27 protein-coding genes and 1 other RNA gene are annotated in these 13,664 nt (G+C 39.5%); all 28 read left to right on the top strand.

The genetic code is table 11. From position 1 onward, the window contains the following. Positions 1–34 precede the first annotated feature (34 nt). The 28 genes from AADH04_RS12785 (at position 35) to AADH04_RS12920 (ending at position 13,541) form a co-directional block, all read left to right on the top strand. Entirely contained in the window at positions 35–763 is a 729-nt protein-coding gene (locus tag AADH04_RS12785; protein ID WP_434777658.1) for an AAA family ATPase, read from the top strand. Further along, positions 760–1,020: a hypothetical protein gene (locus AADH04_RS12790; RefSeq protein ID WP_434777659.1), complete on the top strand. Its 261-nt coding sequence runs from the start codon at positions 760–762 to the stop codon at positions 1,018–1,020. The genes AADH04_RS12785 and AADH04_RS12790 overlap by 4 nt, the downstream gene beginning before the upstream one ends. Continuing rightward, entirely contained in the window at positions 1,013–1,579 is a 567-nt protein-coding gene (locus tag AADH04_RS12795) for a hypothetical protein (protein ID WP_434777660.1), read from the top strand. Before AADH04_RS12790 ends, AADH04_RS12795 begins: the two co-directional genes overlap by 8 nt. Then, complete coding sequence (locus AADH04_RS12800) at positions 1,572–1,826, top strand: hypothetical protein (RefSeq protein WP_434777661.1); 255 nt, start codon at positions 1,572–1,574, stop codon at positions 1,824–1,826. Before AADH04_RS12795 ends, AADH04_RS12800 begins: the two co-directional genes overlap by 8 nt. Continuing rightward, entirely contained in the window at positions 1,826–2,128 is a 303-nt protein-coding gene (locus AADH04_RS12805) for an XRE family transcriptional regulator (RefSeq protein ID WP_434777662.1), read from the top strand. Before AADH04_RS12800 ends, AADH04_RS12805 begins: the two co-directional genes overlap by 1 nt. A gap of 10 nt (positions 2,129–2,138) precedes the next feature. After that, a complete protein-coding gene (locus AADH04_RS12810) occupies positions 2,139–2,474 on the top strand; it encodes a hypothetical protein (RefSeq protein WP_434777663.1) in 336 nt (111 codons plus the stop codon). 3 nt (positions 2,475–2,477) lie between these two features. Then, the gene (locus AADH04_RS12815; protein WP_434777664.1) at positions 2,478–3,176 is read left to right on the top strand and encodes a DUF2786 domain-containing protein; all 699 of its coding nucleotides are present in this window, start codon (positions 2,478–2,480) and stop codon (positions 3,174–3,176) included. Continuing rightward, positions 3,173–3,649 (top strand): hypothetical protein, encoded by a 477-nt coding sequence (locus AADH04_RS12820; protein WP_434777665.1) that lies wholly within the window; start codon positions 3,173–3,175, stop codon positions 3,647–3,649. The genes AADH04_RS12815 and AADH04_RS12820 overlap by 4 nt, the downstream gene beginning before the upstream one ends. Further along, positions 3,642–4,010: a hypothetical protein gene (locus tag AADH04_RS12825; protein WP_434777666.1), complete on the top strand. Its 369-nt coding sequence runs from the start codon at positions 3,642–3,644 to the stop codon at positions 4,008–4,010. The genes AADH04_RS12820 and AADH04_RS12825 overlap by 8 nt, the downstream gene beginning before the upstream one ends. Further along, entirely contained in the window at positions 4,007–4,618 is a 612-nt protein-coding gene (locus AADH04_RS12830) for a DUF3164 family protein (RefSeq protein WP_434777667.1), read from the top strand. Before AADH04_RS12825 ends, AADH04_RS12830 begins: the two co-directional genes overlap by 4 nt. A gap of 2 nt (positions 4,619–4,620) precedes the next feature. After that, complete coding sequence (locus AADH04_RS12835) at positions 4,621–4,806, top strand: hypothetical protein (RefSeq protein ID WP_434777668.1); 186 nt, start codon at positions 4,621–4,623, stop codon at positions 4,804–4,806. Continuing rightward, positions 4,807–4,869: hammerhead ribozyme type II (locus AADH04_RS12840), an RNA gene on the top strand. A gap of 8 nt (positions 4,870–4,877) precedes the next feature. After that, positions 4,878–5,282 carry a gp16 family protein gene (locus AADH04_RS12845; RefSeq protein WP_434777669.1) on the top strand — a complete coding sequence of 135 codons (405 nt, stop codon included), beginning with the start codon at positions 4,878–4,880 and terminating at the stop codon, positions 5,280–5,282. A gap of 3 nt (positions 5,283–5,285) precedes the next feature. Continuing rightward, positions 5,286–5,732, top strand: coding sequence for a Mor transcription activator family protein (locus tag AADH04_RS12850; RefSeq protein WP_434777670.1), 447 nt, complete (start codon positions 5,286–5,288; stop codon positions 5,730–5,732). A 123-nt stretch (positions 5,733–5,855) separates the two neighbouring features. After that, positions 5,856–6,071, top strand: coding sequence for a hypothetical protein (locus AADH04_RS12855; RefSeq protein ID WP_434777671.1), 216 nt, complete (start codon positions 5,856–5,858; stop codon positions 6,069–6,071). Further along, positions 6,064–6,468 (top strand): hypothetical protein, encoded by a 405-nt coding sequence (locus AADH04_RS12860; RefSeq protein ID WP_434777672.1) that lies wholly within the window; start codon positions 6,064–6,066, stop codon positions 6,466–6,468. Before AADH04_RS12855 ends, AADH04_RS12860 begins: the two co-directional genes overlap by 8 nt. After that, positions 6,446–6,646, top strand: a complete 201-nt coding sequence (locus tag AADH04_RS12865) for a hypothetical protein (protein ID WP_434777673.1) — start codon at positions 6,446–6,448, stop codon at positions 6,644–6,646. The genes AADH04_RS12860 and AADH04_RS12865 overlap by 23 nt, the downstream gene beginning before the upstream one ends. Further along, entirely contained in the window at positions 6,639–6,779 is a 141-nt protein-coding gene (locus AADH04_RS12870; protein ID WP_434777674.1) for a hypothetical protein, read from the top strand. The genes AADH04_RS12865 and AADH04_RS12870 overlap by 8 nt, the downstream gene beginning before the upstream one ends. A gap of 1 nt (position 6,780) precedes the next feature. Further along, a complete protein-coding gene (locus AADH04_RS12875; RefSeq protein WP_434777675.1) occupies positions 6,781–7,161 on the top strand; it encodes a hypothetical protein in 381 nt (126 codons plus the stop codon). Between the two features lies 1 nt (position 7,162). Next, positions 7,163–7,381 carry a TraR/DksA family transcriptional regulator gene (locus tag AADH04_RS12880; RefSeq protein WP_434777676.1) on the top strand — a complete coding sequence of 73 codons (219 nt, stop codon included), beginning with the start codon at positions 7,163–7,165 and terminating at the stop codon, positions 7,379–7,381. Beyond that, positions 7,378–7,620, top strand: coding sequence for a hypothetical protein (locus AADH04_RS12885; protein WP_434777677.1), 243 nt, complete (start codon positions 7,378–7,380; stop codon positions 7,618–7,620). Before AADH04_RS12880 ends, AADH04_RS12885 begins: the two co-directional genes overlap by 4 nt. Further along, the gene (locus tag AADH04_RS12890; protein WP_434777678.1) at positions 7,617–7,817 is read left to right on the top strand and encodes a hypothetical protein; all 201 of its coding nucleotides are present in this window, start codon (positions 7,617–7,619) and stop codon (positions 7,815–7,817) included. Before AADH04_RS12885 ends, AADH04_RS12890 begins: the two co-directional genes overlap by 4 nt. A gap of 2 nt (positions 7,818–7,819) precedes the next feature. Continuing rightward, entirely contained in the window at positions 7,820–8,317 is a 498-nt protein-coding gene (locus AADH04_RS12895; RefSeq protein WP_434777679.1) for a DUF1804 family protein, read from the top strand. Further along, entirely contained in the window at positions 8,310–8,600 is a 291-nt protein-coding gene (locus tag AADH04_RS12900) for a hypothetical protein (RefSeq protein ID WP_434777680.1), read from the top strand. The genes AADH04_RS12895 and AADH04_RS12900 overlap by 8 nt, the downstream gene beginning before the upstream one ends. After that, entirely contained in the window at positions 8,597–10,210 is a 1,614-nt protein-coding gene (gene terL, locus AADH04_RS12905; RefSeq protein WP_434777681.1) for a phage terminase large subunit, read from the top strand. Before AADH04_RS12900 ends, terL begins: the two co-directional genes overlap by 4 nt. 10 nt (positions 10,211–10,220) lie before the next feature. After that, positions 10,221–11,807, top strand: a complete 1,587-nt coding sequence (locus tag AADH04_RS12910) for a DUF935 domain-containing protein (RefSeq protein ID WP_434777682.1) — start codon at positions 10,221–10,223, stop codon at positions 11,805–11,807. Continuing rightward, a complete protein-coding gene (locus AADH04_RS12915; protein ID WP_434777683.1) occupies positions 11,794–13,071 on the top strand; it encodes a phage head morphogenesis protein in 1,278 nt (425 codons plus the stop codon). The genes AADH04_RS12910 and AADH04_RS12915 overlap by 14 nt, the downstream gene beginning before the upstream one ends. Continuing rightward, on the top strand, positions 13,062–13,541 hold the full coding sequence (locus AADH04_RS12920; protein WP_434777684.1) for a phage virion morphogenesis protein: 480 nt from the start codon (positions 13,062–13,064) through the stop codon (positions 13,539–13,541). The genes AADH04_RS12915 and AADH04_RS12920 overlap by 10 nt, the downstream gene beginning before the upstream one ends. The last annotated feature ends 123 nt before the right edge of the window (positions 13,542–13,664 follow it).

A 13,664-nucleotide genomic window follows, 5' to 3' on the forward strand; every position in this document is an offset into this window, starting at 1 on the left:
CACGAAAAAACCAAACTAACGGGAGTAATTATAAATGAGTAATCAAAAAATAGCCAATATAGCGAACTTGAATATAGTGAGCATTGCCGCTGAAAAGTTAATAAGCCGTCAAGATGGCTTACCAGCAATCGGTGTTTATTATGGTCCTAGTGGCTATGGTAAGACCACAACTACTATCGCTGTAGCCAATGCTACTCGTGCTTATTATGTTCAAATGCGCTCAGCATGGAGTAAAAAGGCTTTTGCTGAAAAAATCTGTATAGAACTAGGTGTAACAGTTGGTAAAACCATATCAGCTTGCTTAGATGCAATCACTGAGCAACTAGGTGCCAGCCAACGCCCGTTAATTATTGATGAAGCTGACTATGCAGCAGCTAAGCCAGGCTTTGTTGAGTTTATTCGAGATATCTATGAGGGTAGTCAATCACCAGTCATCTTAGTTGGTGAAGAACGGTTACCAGACAAACTTAAAAGATTTGAACGTTTTCATGGTCGTGTACTTGTATGGATTCAAGCTCAGCCCGTTTCGTTTACTGATGCTCGTTTACTAGCAGAAATGTACGCCCCAAAAATTACTATTGCTGATGATTTAATCACAAAGCTGGTTGAGTTAGCTCATGGTTCTGTACGTCGTGTCACTGTGAACCTAGTCAATATTGAAGAGTATGCAGCTACAGTAGGTTTAGATTCTGTCTCTTTAAATGATATTGACAAAAGCATTTTGTACACAGGTGAGGCACCTAGACGGGGGGTAAGAGCATGAAACCAGTTGCCATGTATGAGTGTCCCGTGTGCCAAAGTGAATACAAAACAGCGGAAGTAGCTATTGTATGTTGTTTAAATGCTCAATATGAATGTCCTGTTTGTGGTGGGTCTCGGGGTAGTGACAAAAAATTGGCATTTCTATGCTGTGTAAACGAAATGGAACCATCTTTTTATCAATGTCAGCAATGTGGTGCCATTCATGAAACAAAAGAAGAGGCTCAGCAATGTTGCTCTGAAGGTGATCAGCATGACTAATTTAACTTTGCCCGTCCCCAGTCAACGTAGCCGAATTTGGGCTTACATTCGTACCCAAAAAGGCAAGGTTTTTTATCGTACCGATATTTTATCTGCTTTGGGGCTTACTCAAAATGAGGTTGATGCTAAGTATTTGCGGTGTTTGGTTAACTGTGGATTTTTAGAGGTAGTTAATAAAAAACCAGTTTCTTATAAATTTGTTAAGGATATTGGTGTAGATACTCCCCGCTTTACCAAAGCTGGAGAGCTTATTACAAAAAGCACAATCTCCGAGGTTCTTTGGTTAACCATGCGGATTTTGGGGCGTTTTACGACTCATGCTCTGGTTTTGCATGCAAGCACAGAGGATAGAGCGATAAAAAGTAGTAATGCTCGTGTCTATGTTTGGATGCTTAAATCCGCAGGTTATTTGAAATCAGTTGGTTTTCAAGGCAGAAAAGAGGTTTTTTTGCTAATCAAAAACACAGGGCCAAAACCACCTCAAATATTGCTTATTAAAGAAGTGTACGACCCTAATTTAAACAAAATTATGCTCAGAGAGGTACCAGAAAGTGATTAAGAACCCTGTTATTTTTTATACCAAAGGCAGCGAACGCCTTCCTACAAAAGAAGATGGGCTTTTATTAGTAAAAATGGCCCGTAAAGATGGTCGCCTAATGTGTTTCTTAGGTACTTATGCAAGGTGTTTGCCTTGTTCAGTTGGTAAGCAAGGTGATTTACATATTTTTGAATGCAATGGTTTTGACACTGGTGTTTATCTGCACGAGCTGGAGTACTTAATTGTTAATGATATTGGGAGTGTTTAATGAACTGGTTTGATATTTTAAAAAACGCGGTGGCTCATAGTTCTCAAGGGCAAGTTGCTGTTGCCATTGGTTACAGTCCAACCACTATTAATCAGGTCTTGAAAGGCAAATATGCAGGCAAAACAGACAAGGTAGCGCAGCGTGTTATTGATGTGCTTGCAGTTGTTGAATGTCCATACCAAGGCGAAAAAATCGCAATGTCTGAATGCAAGGAAATAGCGCAAGGCCCTGCACCCAGTCACAACCCTAGCAAAATGGCGCACTGGCGTGCATGTCAAACATGTATTTTAAATCAAAAATAAGGGCACTATTATGAAAATCTTACAATTACCTAAAGTATTAAACCCAGTTAATTTCAGTCGTTTAGTAACAGTTAACATTCTAATCCGCAAGATCAGAAGATACGGCGAAATTCAAGTTGTCAGCACAACCATTGTTACCAAAGAAAAACAGCCTAAGTTATTTTTAAACGTTTTTGATAAGGAAACTATGTTTAATGCAGGCTTTGTGTCAAATATCGTGCAAAAAAATGGCGTGTTTTACAGTGAGCAAAATGGGGTTGTTGTTGAGTGGGTGGTGATCAAAAAACAACCACAATTAACCACACAAGCCATACAAGACAATTTTGTTTTTCATGTTGAGGGCTAAATCATGAGTACAGAACAAGACAAAATTTTAGCCAAGATTAAAAAATGTCTGGCTTTATCAAAAAGTCCTAATGCTAATGAGGCTGCTGTAGCTTTGAAACAGGCTCAAAAGCTAATGTCTGAATACAATATTACCCATTCAGATGTGGCTTTTAGTGATGTTCGGGAGTGTCATAGTAATGGTCAAGTATCCCACAAACGCCCTAAATGGGATTGGGGGTTGATGCACATTATTGAACATGCTTTTGGCTGTGAAAGCTTTACAGAAGGTTTTGTGAAAGGCTTTGATTATCGTTATAGAGTTGTTTTTATTGGTGTGGGTGCTAATCCTGAAATTGCAGCATACACATATAACGTATTGAAGCGTCAATTACTCAAGGCACGTAACCATTACTCAAAAACAGCATTAAAAAACATTGTGAGAAGAAACAAAATCGCTCGAGCTGACAAGTTTTGTGATGGGTGGATATCAGCCATTTATCAAAAGGTGAAAGATTTTGCTCATACAGAACATAAGACCATTATTGATGAATACATAAAGATTAAACATCCTGATTTAGTCGAAGCTAATAGCATCGAACGTAAAGTCACACATACAACAGGCAACCAAGATCGCTTTTTTGGAGCTGTTGCTGCTGAAAATGTAGACTTACATCATGGTGTAAATGGTTCAACTAATCAGGCATTGGAGCTCAAACCATGAAAACAAAATGTCCTGCTTGCGGTGCTGTTTCTAGTTTGGATGTACTGATCGCTTGTAATGATGCCCGCGAAGTAGTCCGTTTAATTTTGAATATCAATAACAAGCTATGTGAACAACTCATTCAATACTTAGGTTTATTTAGACCTTCTAAAACTGACTTGTCATGGTCAAGAACAGCCAAGTTATTAAATGAATTGGTACCAGATATACAGGCTCAAAAAATCAGTCGTAATGGTCATGTATACAGCGCACCACTTGAGGCTTGGAGCTGGGCAATTGATCAGGCTATGGCTGCTCGTACTACCCTAAAACTACCCTTAAAAACACATGGTTATTTATATGAAATATTAAGCAGTTATCAAGGGCAGAACGCAGCCGCACAAGTGGTAAACGACTTACCTACAGCACAACCTAAAAAAGCCAGCAGCGGCCTAAAAGGTTTAGCAATTTTGGAACGTATGAAAAATGGATAATAACTTTATCAGAACCGAGATTATAGAAGGATTACAAAAGCTGTTTTCCTTACGTTTGATCGGTTCACCCGCTGAGGACATTTTACAAGTGACAGGAGAAACTTGGATTGTTGCATTTAGTAAAAAAACCGAAGGCTGGAAGATAGAGGATGAGGGGCGCATTGAAAAAGCATTCAATTTGATTTTAGCAGATATTGAACGCTGGCCCTCTCCTAAACAAGTTATTGCATTAATCCCAAAACGTAAGAAGCCCACAGAATTAGCACCGCCCAAGTTTACATCTGAGCAAATAGCAGCAAACAAAAAGCGGTTAGCTGAAACTTTAAAAATCATAGTAGCAAAAATGGAGATGACAAAATGAACGCAAATGTACCAGAAGGATATAAAACAGACGCAAGGGGTAATTTAATTCCTGTTGCAAACATCAAGGAAATTGACCTTGTTAAGGATGATCTTGTTATTGAATTAGTTAAAAAAGCCAAACAAAAAACACAAGAGCTGGCTGTTTTTAAGAATGAGCTTATGGGTGATATTGAGGCATTTGTACAGCTATCAGCAGAACAGTATGACGTAAAACTGGGTGGCATTAAGGGTAATGTGCGCCTGATGAGTTTTGATGGTAAGTACAAAGTTGAGCGCAGTATATCAGACACTTTAACTTTTGATCAGAATTTACTAGCAGCTAAAGCCTTGATTGATGAGTGCTTGCATGATTGGACAACTGACGCTCGCCCTGAATTATGCGCCCTTATTAATAACGCATTTGATGTAGATAAACAAGGTAACTTAAATACTGGTCGTATTTTGGGTTTACGTAAGCTCAAAATTGATGATGTTCGTTGGCTAAAAGCCATGAAGGCGTTAGATGACAGTATTACTATTCAATGTTCAAAATCATATGTACGTGTTTATGAGCGCAATGAGCAAGGTAACTATGATCAGATTAATCTTAATGTGGCGAGGGTTTAATTATGGCTAAGGTAATTATCACAATAGAGGATACACAAGATGGCACTATTGGTTACAAAACAGAATATTGCGATTCTTCTGACAAGGAGTCTAAATCAAACTATTTGGCTCATGTATTAAATATTTCTGTTGAAAGATTTGTTATAGAGGTTTTCGGAGGTGATGTGCACGATATCCAAAAACATTAGAAGCGAAACCGCAGAAATGCGGTCTGTTAGGTGCGGTGACTTAACACTGATGAGCAGCCAAGGAAAATAATATGAGTACCAATTTTATAAGAGCAAAAATCGCAAAAATACACATAGCAAAGCAGCAATTGTGCATGGTTGATGATGATTACAGAGCCTTATTGATCAGAATTACAGGTAAACGTTCAAGCACACAGCTAAGCGATACACAACTAAATGATGTTTTAAGAGAGTTAGAGCGGCTCGGTTTTCAGCCAAAAAAGCGTGATATCACTGCTCCACCTAACCCTAAAACAGACATTGCGCCAATGATCGCCAAAATTGAGGCTCTTTTGGCTCATAGTAACTTACCTTGGACTTACGCTCATGCAATGGCTGAACGTATGTTTAATATCAAACGTGTTCAGTGGCTCAATCCAAGACAAATACATAAGCTGGTTGCTGCATTACAAATGTCAGCCAATAGAAAAGGTTAAAATATGTTAAATGCAAAAGATTTTGAGAGGGTTCAACACCTGTTGCCAGATAGTGTTAAAGATTTGGCTCAAATTATTGGTTTTGAAAAAACATACTTGTTGATTAAGCATTTGGGTGGTACAACATTTCCTGTGTCAAAAAATATGCATAAAAATGGTGTGATTCGATACGAGATGATTGCAGAGATTATTGGTGTGACGGCTGCTGACATTTTAACTAACCATTATGGCGGTGATACAGTTTATATTCCTCGGTGTTTTGAAGCATTAACAGAGGTTTGTCATAGAGTAATTCGTGCTCGATTTGATAGAGAAACAAAAGACGTTCCCGCTATTTATGTTGTTGCTGATCTTGCGCGCGAGTATGAAGTGTCAGATCGTCATGTATGGAGGATTTTAAAAGAGGGTGACAGGGAAGATAATAGCGTTATTCAAGATAGTTTATTTTAATTTTACAGGCCCGCATTTGCGGGCTTCTTAATACCAAACCCACTGACATTCGTCAAATCCTCAAAAACTTACTCAACACATACAATTTAATCATTGTTTATTAACCCCTACAGATGGCGGTTTATGCAGATACGTGATTTATTTTGTAACCCTAAAACTGGGCAGCTTTCTCATTCAAAAGTGTGGGCCAATGTTGCGTGTGCAGCATCAACTTATAAATTTATCGTTGAACCAGTGCCTTATGAAGTTTGGTTCGCCTATCTTGGGCTAGTTGGTGGCTACGCTGCTGCTCGCCGCTGGATTGCTGCAAAGGATAAGAAAGGTAATTCAAATGTTTAAAAGTCGTTTAATTGAATGGCTCCCTGTTGTTCTTGTTTTGGCTGGCTATGTTGCTATTTATTTTGTAGGAGCTGATCACGCTAGAAATGAATACAAAGCCAAAATCGCTGAGTTACACCGTCAGCACGCAGAACAGCAAACACAACAGGCATTAATTTACGCAGATCAAGTATCTGCTGCTCAAAAGAAGATGCAAGCATATGAAGAAAAAGCCAATCAAGCCGCTATGGACTTGGCTTTAGCTCAGAATCAATTGAAACAAAAGACCAATACCCTACAAAAAGAGGTGATTTATGTTACTCAAAAAGACAAAAGCTCTGGTGATACTTGCGATGCTTTCAGCCCTGACGGCTTGCAGCTCTACAAATCCGCCTTTGGTTATCCCGCAGCAGATTGATGAAACTTGTCAAAAACCTTCTGGCTCCTTGCTTGTTAAGCCAGTGAAGCCAGAAGCCCCAAAGACAGGTTCTCGTGAAGATATTTTGAATCATGTCATTTTGTATGGTGAATATACACAAACCCTAGAATCGCAAGTAGATCAATGGATTAAATTATATGGTGGACAGAATGATTGATTTTGCAAAGCTGTTTTTATCTATCATGTCTGCTATTGGTACCCTGTTTTATGTATTTGGGTTTGCTTATATGGCAGGAATGGGTTTTACATTTGGCGCATTAGTGTGTTTAAAATTTTTTGGAAAGTTTTAATATGAACCATCAAGATTACACAGATCATTTGATTTACCAGGCGCAATTAGCTCATGCCAATATTGCACAAGCAACCCAAAGAGCTTTGCAAAGTGCGCCATTCTATCAAAAGGTATATAAGTTTTTAGAGGTGCGCTTTCAAGGGAATGCTAATTTAAGTTGGTATTTTCGCCCACCTAAAACACCTTCAATTGTACTAACGATTAATTCACCATTAAGCGTCACCAGTGGTAATGATTTAAGTGAATTAATTGACGTGCAAAATGATGATTTTTTTGTCACAGCAGAACAACCCAATCAATTTGTGTTTATTGAGAAGCTTCCTGTTGATTCTGAGCGGTTTTCTCGTCGTGTTCGTTTAGATATCTCGGAGCACCACTAATATGGACATTTCAGATCAAGCCACAATGAGAGAAGAGCAGTTTTTACATGCTGCACTTGAATGTGCATTAGCGCAAACATCTCATAATCAAGGTCCTGAGAATTGCGATGAATGTGGTGAGCCAATTCCCGCTGCACGCCGTCAAGCCCTACCTAGCGCAGTACGGTGTGCCGAATGCCAACAGGTATATGAAAGCAAAGCAAAGCGAGGCCTATTGTGACTTTGGAATTGGCTTTTAATATTTTATTGGCTATTGCCAGTGGTGCACTAGGTTTGTTAATTAAAAGGCTGTATTCAGTGATTGACGCTCAAAGCGACAAGATCGAACGAATACTTGTACATTACCAGCCCCGTTCTGATGCCCACAATAATCAAAATCAGATTTTAGGAGCCATAAAAGAGGTTAAGTCCATGGTTGACAAATTAAATGACAAGTTAGATCGGAAGGCTGACAAATGACAGATAACAACCAAAGCGAACAGTTGCGTTTACTGCATCAAATGAACAAAAAACTTGATTGTATTGATTCTAAAGTTGATCGCATTGAAACGGATGTAAAAAAAACGGCTGCTATTACAGGTGCTGTAGCGGGTGGTGTTACGGCGGGTATTGTGTCCACAGGTATCGCTATTCTTAAAGCAAAACTGGGTTTTTGATCATGGCTCATCCTCAAGATACACGTGACTCATTGCGTAAGTCATATATATATGATCAGCTTTCATTAGAGATCGCCGCAGCACAGCAGGGTGTGAGCTTTGCTACTGCTCGTCGCTGGAAATCTGAATCATTAAAAACTGGGGATGATTGGGACAAAGTAAAAGCGGCACACACTCTATCTGGTAAAGCTTTAGAGGGTATAGGTCGGGAAATTCTTACAGGCTTCTTATTGCAGTACCGTACCACCATGACTCAATTGGAAACAGCAGAGCTACCCCCTTCAGATAAGGTTGATTTACTTGCCAGTTTATCTGATGCATTTAATAAAACAGTGGCTGCAAACAAGAGGATTCTACCTGAGACCAGTCAACTGGCAACTGCAATCGAAGTATTAAATTTAATGAGTGAATACATACAGGTTAAACACCCTGTTATGTTGAAGGATTTTGTACAGATATTAGAAGGATTTGGACAGGAACTGGAGAGAAAATATGGGTGAAAAAATGATGATGCTTGTTTGTGCTTTCTGTCTTGCTGTTCTTGCAATAGCTGGTTGTGATAATGAAGAGCTTCAAAGACAAGAAAAAGAGCGATTGACACCAAAATTAATTACCGAGGCAAATGGCTGCAAAATCTATAAATTTATAGATAGAAGTCAGGACGTGTATTTTTCTGATTGCTCTGGCGATATAAAACACACGACTCGTCGTTGTACTGGTGGAAAAATTAGAACATGTCATGATGAAGACCATTTAACACTTAATACTGGTGGCTCAAAATGAAGAAAAAAGAGTTTGCGCTACAGTTAAGCGAGTTAGCTGCTACATTACGCCAGAAAATTGAAGCCGAATGTATCGGTTTTTCTTCTGATCCAGTTGCATTAGAAGAACGGCGCAATAAGGTATTTAGTGACTCTGGTTATGAGTTCTTTGTGGAAATGTACTTTCCTCATTATGTGCGCCACTCAGCTAAATCCGAGCTGCATAAGTACCTTTTTTCACGATTACCTGAACTCGTTAACAGTACAAAGTCGGAAACAGATGCAATAGCTGCCCCCAGGGGCGAGGCTAAGTCGACGCTAGTGTCACAATTGTTTGTGTTGTGGTGCATCATTACTGGCCGCAAGCATTACGCATTGATCATTATGGATTCAATAGATCAAGCTTACCCCATGCTAGAGGCAATTAAGGCAGAACTGGCTTTTAATCCTAGGCTTGCAATGGACTTCCCAGGTGCAACTGGTGCAGGTCGTGTTTGGCAAGCAGGTACGATTGTTACTGCTAATGATGTAAAAATTCAGGTGGCTGGTTCTGGTAAAAAACTTCGTGGTTTGCGTCATGGCCCTTGGCGACCTGATTTGGTTGTGGGGGATGATATAGAAAATGACGAACAAGTACGTAGCCCTGAGCAACGCGATAAACTGCAAGATTGGTTAAATAAAACCGTATTAAAACTAGGTGGCGTGGGTACTAAATGTGATGTTATTGTGATTGGTACTATATTACATTATGACTCTGTGCTTAGTCGTATTCTTAAAAATCCCCTTTGGTTTGCTGCTAAATTCAAAGCCCTATTGCAGTGGCCTGATAGATTGGATATGTGGGATAAGTGGGAAGAACTATTACGTAATGAAGGTCCATTAGTTGCTGAAGCCTATTATATTGGCAATAAGCTGGAAATGGACAAAGGCGCAATTGTGAGCTGGGCTGCTCGTCCGCTTATTGATCTTATGAAAATACGCGCCCGTGATGGTCATGCTGCTTTTGATTCGGAGTTACAAAACGACCCTGTATCTGGAGATAACGCACCCTTTGCAGGTATTCTAAATTTCTGGGTAAATAAGATATCCAACTGGTCAATGTTTGGTTCCCTTGACCCATCTTTGGGTAAGTCAGGTAAAAGTCGTGATCCTTCAGCCTTGTTGATTGGTGGCTTTAATCGTGAGACAGGTGTTTTAGATGTTGTTGAGGCACTAATCAAAAAACGTTTACCAGATACCATTATTGAAGATGCTATAGCATTACAAAAGCAATATAGGTGCCTACTTTGGGCGGTTGAAACCGTACAGTTTCAAGAGTTCTTAAAAGATGAGCTGGTCAAGCGTTCTGCTAAAGTGGGTGTACCGTTTCCAGCACGTGGTGTAAAACCCAGTGCAGATAAGCTATTACGCATTGAGAGCTTACAGCCTCATGTAAAAAACGGCTTTATTCGTATACATTCTTCACAAACAACCCTAAGAGAGCAGCTTGAGCATTTTCCGATGGCCGATCATGATGATGGCCCAGACGCTTTACATATGCTTTGGATGATCGCCACAACTGGTTATGGCGCAATTGAATTTACCCCATTAAAAGACTCTTCTATTTTTTCTATTAACGGCGGGGCTTGGTAAAGGTATTTAAATGAACATCAAACAACTTATGACCGCTATTTTAAGTCGCAGTGATAAAACCTCTGCTGGTGACAAAATGCCCGCTAAAAATGCTGATTTAGAGGGTGGACAAATAGCGACATTGATTCAACAGCCTAAATTTTATGGTGATCATCCCAGTAAGGGGCTTACCCCTGCTAAATTACACCAAATACTTGAAGATGCTGAGCAAGGCGATATTACAGCGCAACATGAGCTGTTTGCTGATATGGAAGAAAAAGACGGTCATATTTTTGCTGAAATGAGTAAGCGCAAACGTGCTTTAACAAAATGTGATTGGCGTATATGCCCTCCTAAAAATCCAACCGCACAAGAGAAGGCTTTAGCAGATGAAGTGAATGAGTGGTTAAATGGCTTGTCTGATTTTGAAGAAGTAATGTTTGATGTGTTAGATGCTGTGGGACATGGTTTTTCAGCTTTAGAGATACAGTGGGCTCGTGAGGAAAATATCTGGTTGCCTAAACAGTTTAATCACCGACCACAAAGCTGGTTTATGATCAATGATGCTCAAGAGATCAGGCTAAAAAGTAACTCACCTGAAGGTGAGGCGTTGTGGCCTTTTGGCTGGTTTATACATACACATAAGGCACGTTCTGGTCAAATAGCCAGGGCGGGATTGCATAGAACGTTGGCGTGGCCTTATTTGTTTAAAAATTTCTCAGTAAAAGATTTAGCTGAATTTTTAGAGGTCTATGGTTTGCCCACCAGAATCGGTCGCTATCCAGTTAATGCCACTGAAAAAGAACGATTAGCTTTATTTAATGCCATAACCAGTATTGGGCATAATGCAGGCGGTATTATTCCTGATAGTATGGCGATTGAGTTTCAGGCGGCAGCAGCAGGCAGTCATGATCCCTTTGAGGCCATGACTAAATGGTGTGAAAAAACCGCATCTAAAGTTATTGTAGGCAGCACCTTAACGTCAGAGGCTGATGGCAAAACCAGTACCAATGCTTTAGGGATGATTCATAATGAAGTACGCCATGATATTTTAGAGTCTGATGCCAAGCAGTTGGCAGGTAGTATTACACGTCACTTGATTGCTCCTTTAGTTCAATTAAACAAAGGGCAGATCAATCAGAACCGCTTACCTTACCTTGAATTCGATATTCGTAAACCTGAAGATTTAAGTGTTTATGCAGATAGTCTACCTAAACTGGTGAGTATTGGTGTCAAAATTCCTGAGTCATGGGCTCGTGACAAATTGGCGATACCTGCACCTGTTGATGATGAGCCTGTATTAGGTATACAGCAACCTGAAGCTTCTATTGCAGTAAACGGCTCACAATATCGTCAAGTGGCTTTATCAAAAACCATAGACACAAATTATCAGGGTATATTAGATCAGGTAAAATTTCCTGATCAGGATTTAAATAATCAGATTGCCCCTTTAGTTGCCCAGATTAGCAGTGCTTTAGGTAAAGGTGCCAGCTTTGATGAAGGTATCGCAATCCTCAATAGCTTACAAGCTGATTTGGATGCTGATGTTTTTCGTGAGGTGATGGCTCGCGCTCTATTTGTATCTGATGTATGGGGGCGATTAAATGAGCAAAATTGACTTAGGTTTTGCTATGGGTTTACCCCCTCAAAAAGCCATTGATTATTTTAAAAGCAAAGATTATGCCTTTGGTTTTAATTGGTCTGACGTTTGGGAAGATGCACACTCTCGCAGCTTTACTGTTGCGGGTATCATGAAACAGGATATCCTTCAGGATATTAAACACTCATTAACCGAAGCCATGCAAAATGGTGAAAGTTTTCAGACCTGGCGCGATAAGATCGAATTAACTTTAGGTCAAAAAGGTTGGTTGGGTTACGGTACTGTATCAGATAAAGAAACTGGCGAGGTCAGTAAACAATTGGCTCCTCACCGCATGGAGACTATTTATCGTACCAATATGCAATCTGCCATGATGGCTGGCCGTTACCAAACCCAAATGAGCAATATAAAATTTAGACCATATGGGGCTTATTCAGCAGTAATGGATAATCGGACACGTCCGAAACATGCTGCTATGAATGGTACAGTATTGCCTCTTGATGATCCTTTTTGGTCTTATTTCTACCCGCCAAATGGTTGGGGTTGTCGTTGTACTGTACGCACTTACAGCGAAAGGGATATTCAAAGAAAGGGTTTAACTGTCTACCATTCGAGTGATCGTGATTATGAGATCATTGAGCAGCCAATTAATCTTAAGGGTGATACTCGCCCTACAGTGGCCTTTAAAAATCCCAATACAGGTAAAATGTTTATGACTGATGCGGGGTTTAATTACAATTCAGGTATGAATCGTTATTTGCCTGATTTAAATCAGTATGACACCCCTTTAGCTAAGCAGTTTATTCAAGAGAGCGTATCTGGTCCTGATTTTAAATACCGTTATAAAAAAATCATCAATGAAGTTGAAAAAAACGTTCAGGCTGGTATGTCTACCTCTGAAATTAAAAATGTACTTAAGCGTGAATTTAACTGGCCCATAGCTAAGTTTGCAGATAATGATGTAAAAAAACTTGGTCTTGGTTCTCAAACAGTGACTATATCTGATCAGGTACTGGTTGACCAGGTCATCAAAAAACACCAAGAATATTTAGGTGTACAGGATTATTTACAGGTGCAACCCTTGTTAGATAACGCTCAGCTTATTGCAAAGACTGATCATTCGCTGGTATTTATTCAAGAAAACATGGGCGTGTTTTATCAGGCTATTATTCAATCAGATGATTTAGTGCTTACTTCTTTTGAAAAAATCAGTACAGAGCAGGCTAAACAAAGCATACAAGGGGCTAACATAATTAAGGATATTTTACACTTATGGAAGTAAGTATAAAAATCACAGTTGATCAATTAACCAATACACTCGATAAACTCTCATATGTATGTACCAATAGAGAGCCGTTAATGTTGGCTTTATCTGAGCAACTACTGGATTGTGTCTATGAGAACTTTGATCAAAATGGTAGACCCGCTTGGAAAGGCACAGCCAGAGGCGGCAGTATCTTACAGGATTCAGGAAGACTAAAAGCCAGCATCACAACAGATCATGACAATAATACTGCTAAAGTGGGTACCAATGTTGTCTATGCTGCTATCCATCAATTTGGTGGTAAAACAAAACCTCATAAGATATTACCCAAACGTGCCAAGGCGTTAAAGTTTGGTAATACATATGCAAAGTCTGTAAATCACCCAGGCTCTGATATTCCTGCTCGCCCATTTTTAAGTGTGACAGATGGGGATATACAGGAGCTGCAAGAAACCATTGAAGACTATATTTTAAATGCGATTGAATAATACTCTAAAAATAGCCGATTTAAGATAAAAAAGATCGCTTTGTAAGTAAGACATCAAACTCAATAATTGAGGCGTTTTTAAATGGTGTTTAAATGGCTTTAAATTGTATTATAGTGACAGTTG

It is taken from the genome of Neisseria sp. Ec49-e6-T10, assembly GCF_051132615.1.
GTDB lineage: Bacteria > Pseudomonadota > Gammaproteobacteria > Burkholderiales > Neisseriaceae.

Coding starts and splice junctions, on each gene's coding strand:
- AADH04_RS12795 (WP_434777660.1), top strand. CDS start 1,013: ATGACTAATTTAACTTTGCCCGTCCCCAGTCAACGTAGCCGAATTTGG.
- AADH04_RS12835 (WP_434777668.1), top strand. CDS start 4,621: ATGGCTAAGGTAATTATCACAATAGAGGATACACAAGATGGCACTATT.
- AADH04_RS12900 (WP_434777680.1), top strand. CDS start 8,310: ATGGGTGAAAAAATGATGATGCTTGTTTGTGCTTTCTGTCTTGCTGTT.
- AADH04_RS12790 (WP_434777659.1), top strand. CDS start 760: ATGAAACCAGTTGCCATGTATGAGTGTCCCGTGTGCCAAAGTGAATAC.
- AADH04_RS12820 (WP_434777665.1), top strand. CDS start 3,173: ATGAAAACAAAATGTCCTGCTTGCGGTGCTGTTTCTAGTTTGGATGTA.
- AADH04_RS12825 (WP_434777666.1), top strand. CDS start 3,642: ATGGATAATAACTTTATCAGAACCGAGATTATAGAAGGATTACAAAAG.
- AADH04_RS12895 (WP_434777679.1), top strand. CDS start 7,820: ATGGCTCATCCTCAAGATACACGTGACTCATTGCGTAAGTCATATATA.
- AADH04_RS12830 (WP_434777667.1), top strand. CDS start 4,007: ATGAACGCAAATGTACCAGAAGGATATAAAACAGACGCAAGGGGTAAT.
- AADH04_RS12860 (WP_434777672.1), top strand. CDS start 6,064: ATGTTTAAAAGTCGTTTAATTGAATGGCTCCCTGTTGTTCTTGTTTTG.
- terL (WP_434777681.1), top strand. CDS start 8,597: ATGAAGAAAAAAGAGTTTGCGCTACAGTTAAGCGAGTTAGCTGCTACA.
- AADH04_RS12785 (WP_434777658.1), top strand. CDS start 35: ATGAGTAATCAAAAAATAGCCAATATAGCGAACTTGAATATAGTGAGC.
- AADH04_RS12915 (WP_434777683.1), top strand. CDS start 11,794: ATGAGCAAAATTGACTTAGGTTTTGCTATGGGTTTACCCCCTCAAAAA.
- AADH04_RS12870 (WP_434777674.1), top strand. CDS start 6,639: ATGATTGATTTTGCAAAGCTGTTTTTATCTATCATGTCTGCTATTGGT.
- AADH04_RS12920 (WP_434777684.1), top strand. CDS start 13,062: ATGGAAGTAAGTATAAAAATCACAGTTGATCAATTAACCAATACACTC.
- AADH04_RS12850 (WP_434777670.1), top strand. CDS start 5,286: ATGTTAAATGCAAAAGATTTTGAGAGGGTTCAACACCTGTTGCCAGAT.
- AADH04_RS12890 (WP_434777678.1), top strand. CDS start 7,617: ATGACAGATAACAACCAAAGCGAACAGTTGCGTTTACTGCATCAAATG.
- AADH04_RS12875 (WP_434777675.1), top strand. CDS start 6,781: ATGAACCATCAAGATTACACAGATCATTTGATTTACCAGGCGCAATTA.
- AADH04_RS12880 (WP_434777676.1), top strand. CDS start 7,163: ATGGACATTTCAGATCAAGCCACAATGAGAGAAGAGCAGTTTTTACAT.
- AADH04_RS12815 (WP_434777664.1), top strand. CDS start 2,478: ATGAGTACAGAACAAGACAAAATTTTAGCCAAGATTAAAAAATGTCTG.
- AADH04_RS12810 (WP_434777663.1), top strand. CDS start 2,139: ATGAAAATCTTACAATTACCTAAAGTATTAAACCCAGTTAATTTCAGT.
- AADH04_RS12855 (WP_434777671.1), top strand. CDS start 5,856: ATGCAGATACGTGATTTATTTTGTAACCCTAAAACTGGGCAGCTTTCT.
- AADH04_RS12910 (WP_434777682.1), top strand. CDS start 10,221: ATGAACATCAAACAACTTATGACCGCTATTTTAAGTCGCAGTGATAAA.
- AADH04_RS12805 (WP_434777662.1), top strand. CDS start 1,826: ATGAACTGGTTTGATATTTTAAAAAACGCGGTGGCTCATAGTTCTCAA.
- AADH04_RS12845 (WP_434777669.1), top strand. CDS start 4,878: ATGAGTACCAATTTTATAAGAGCAAAAATCGCAAAAATACACATAGCA.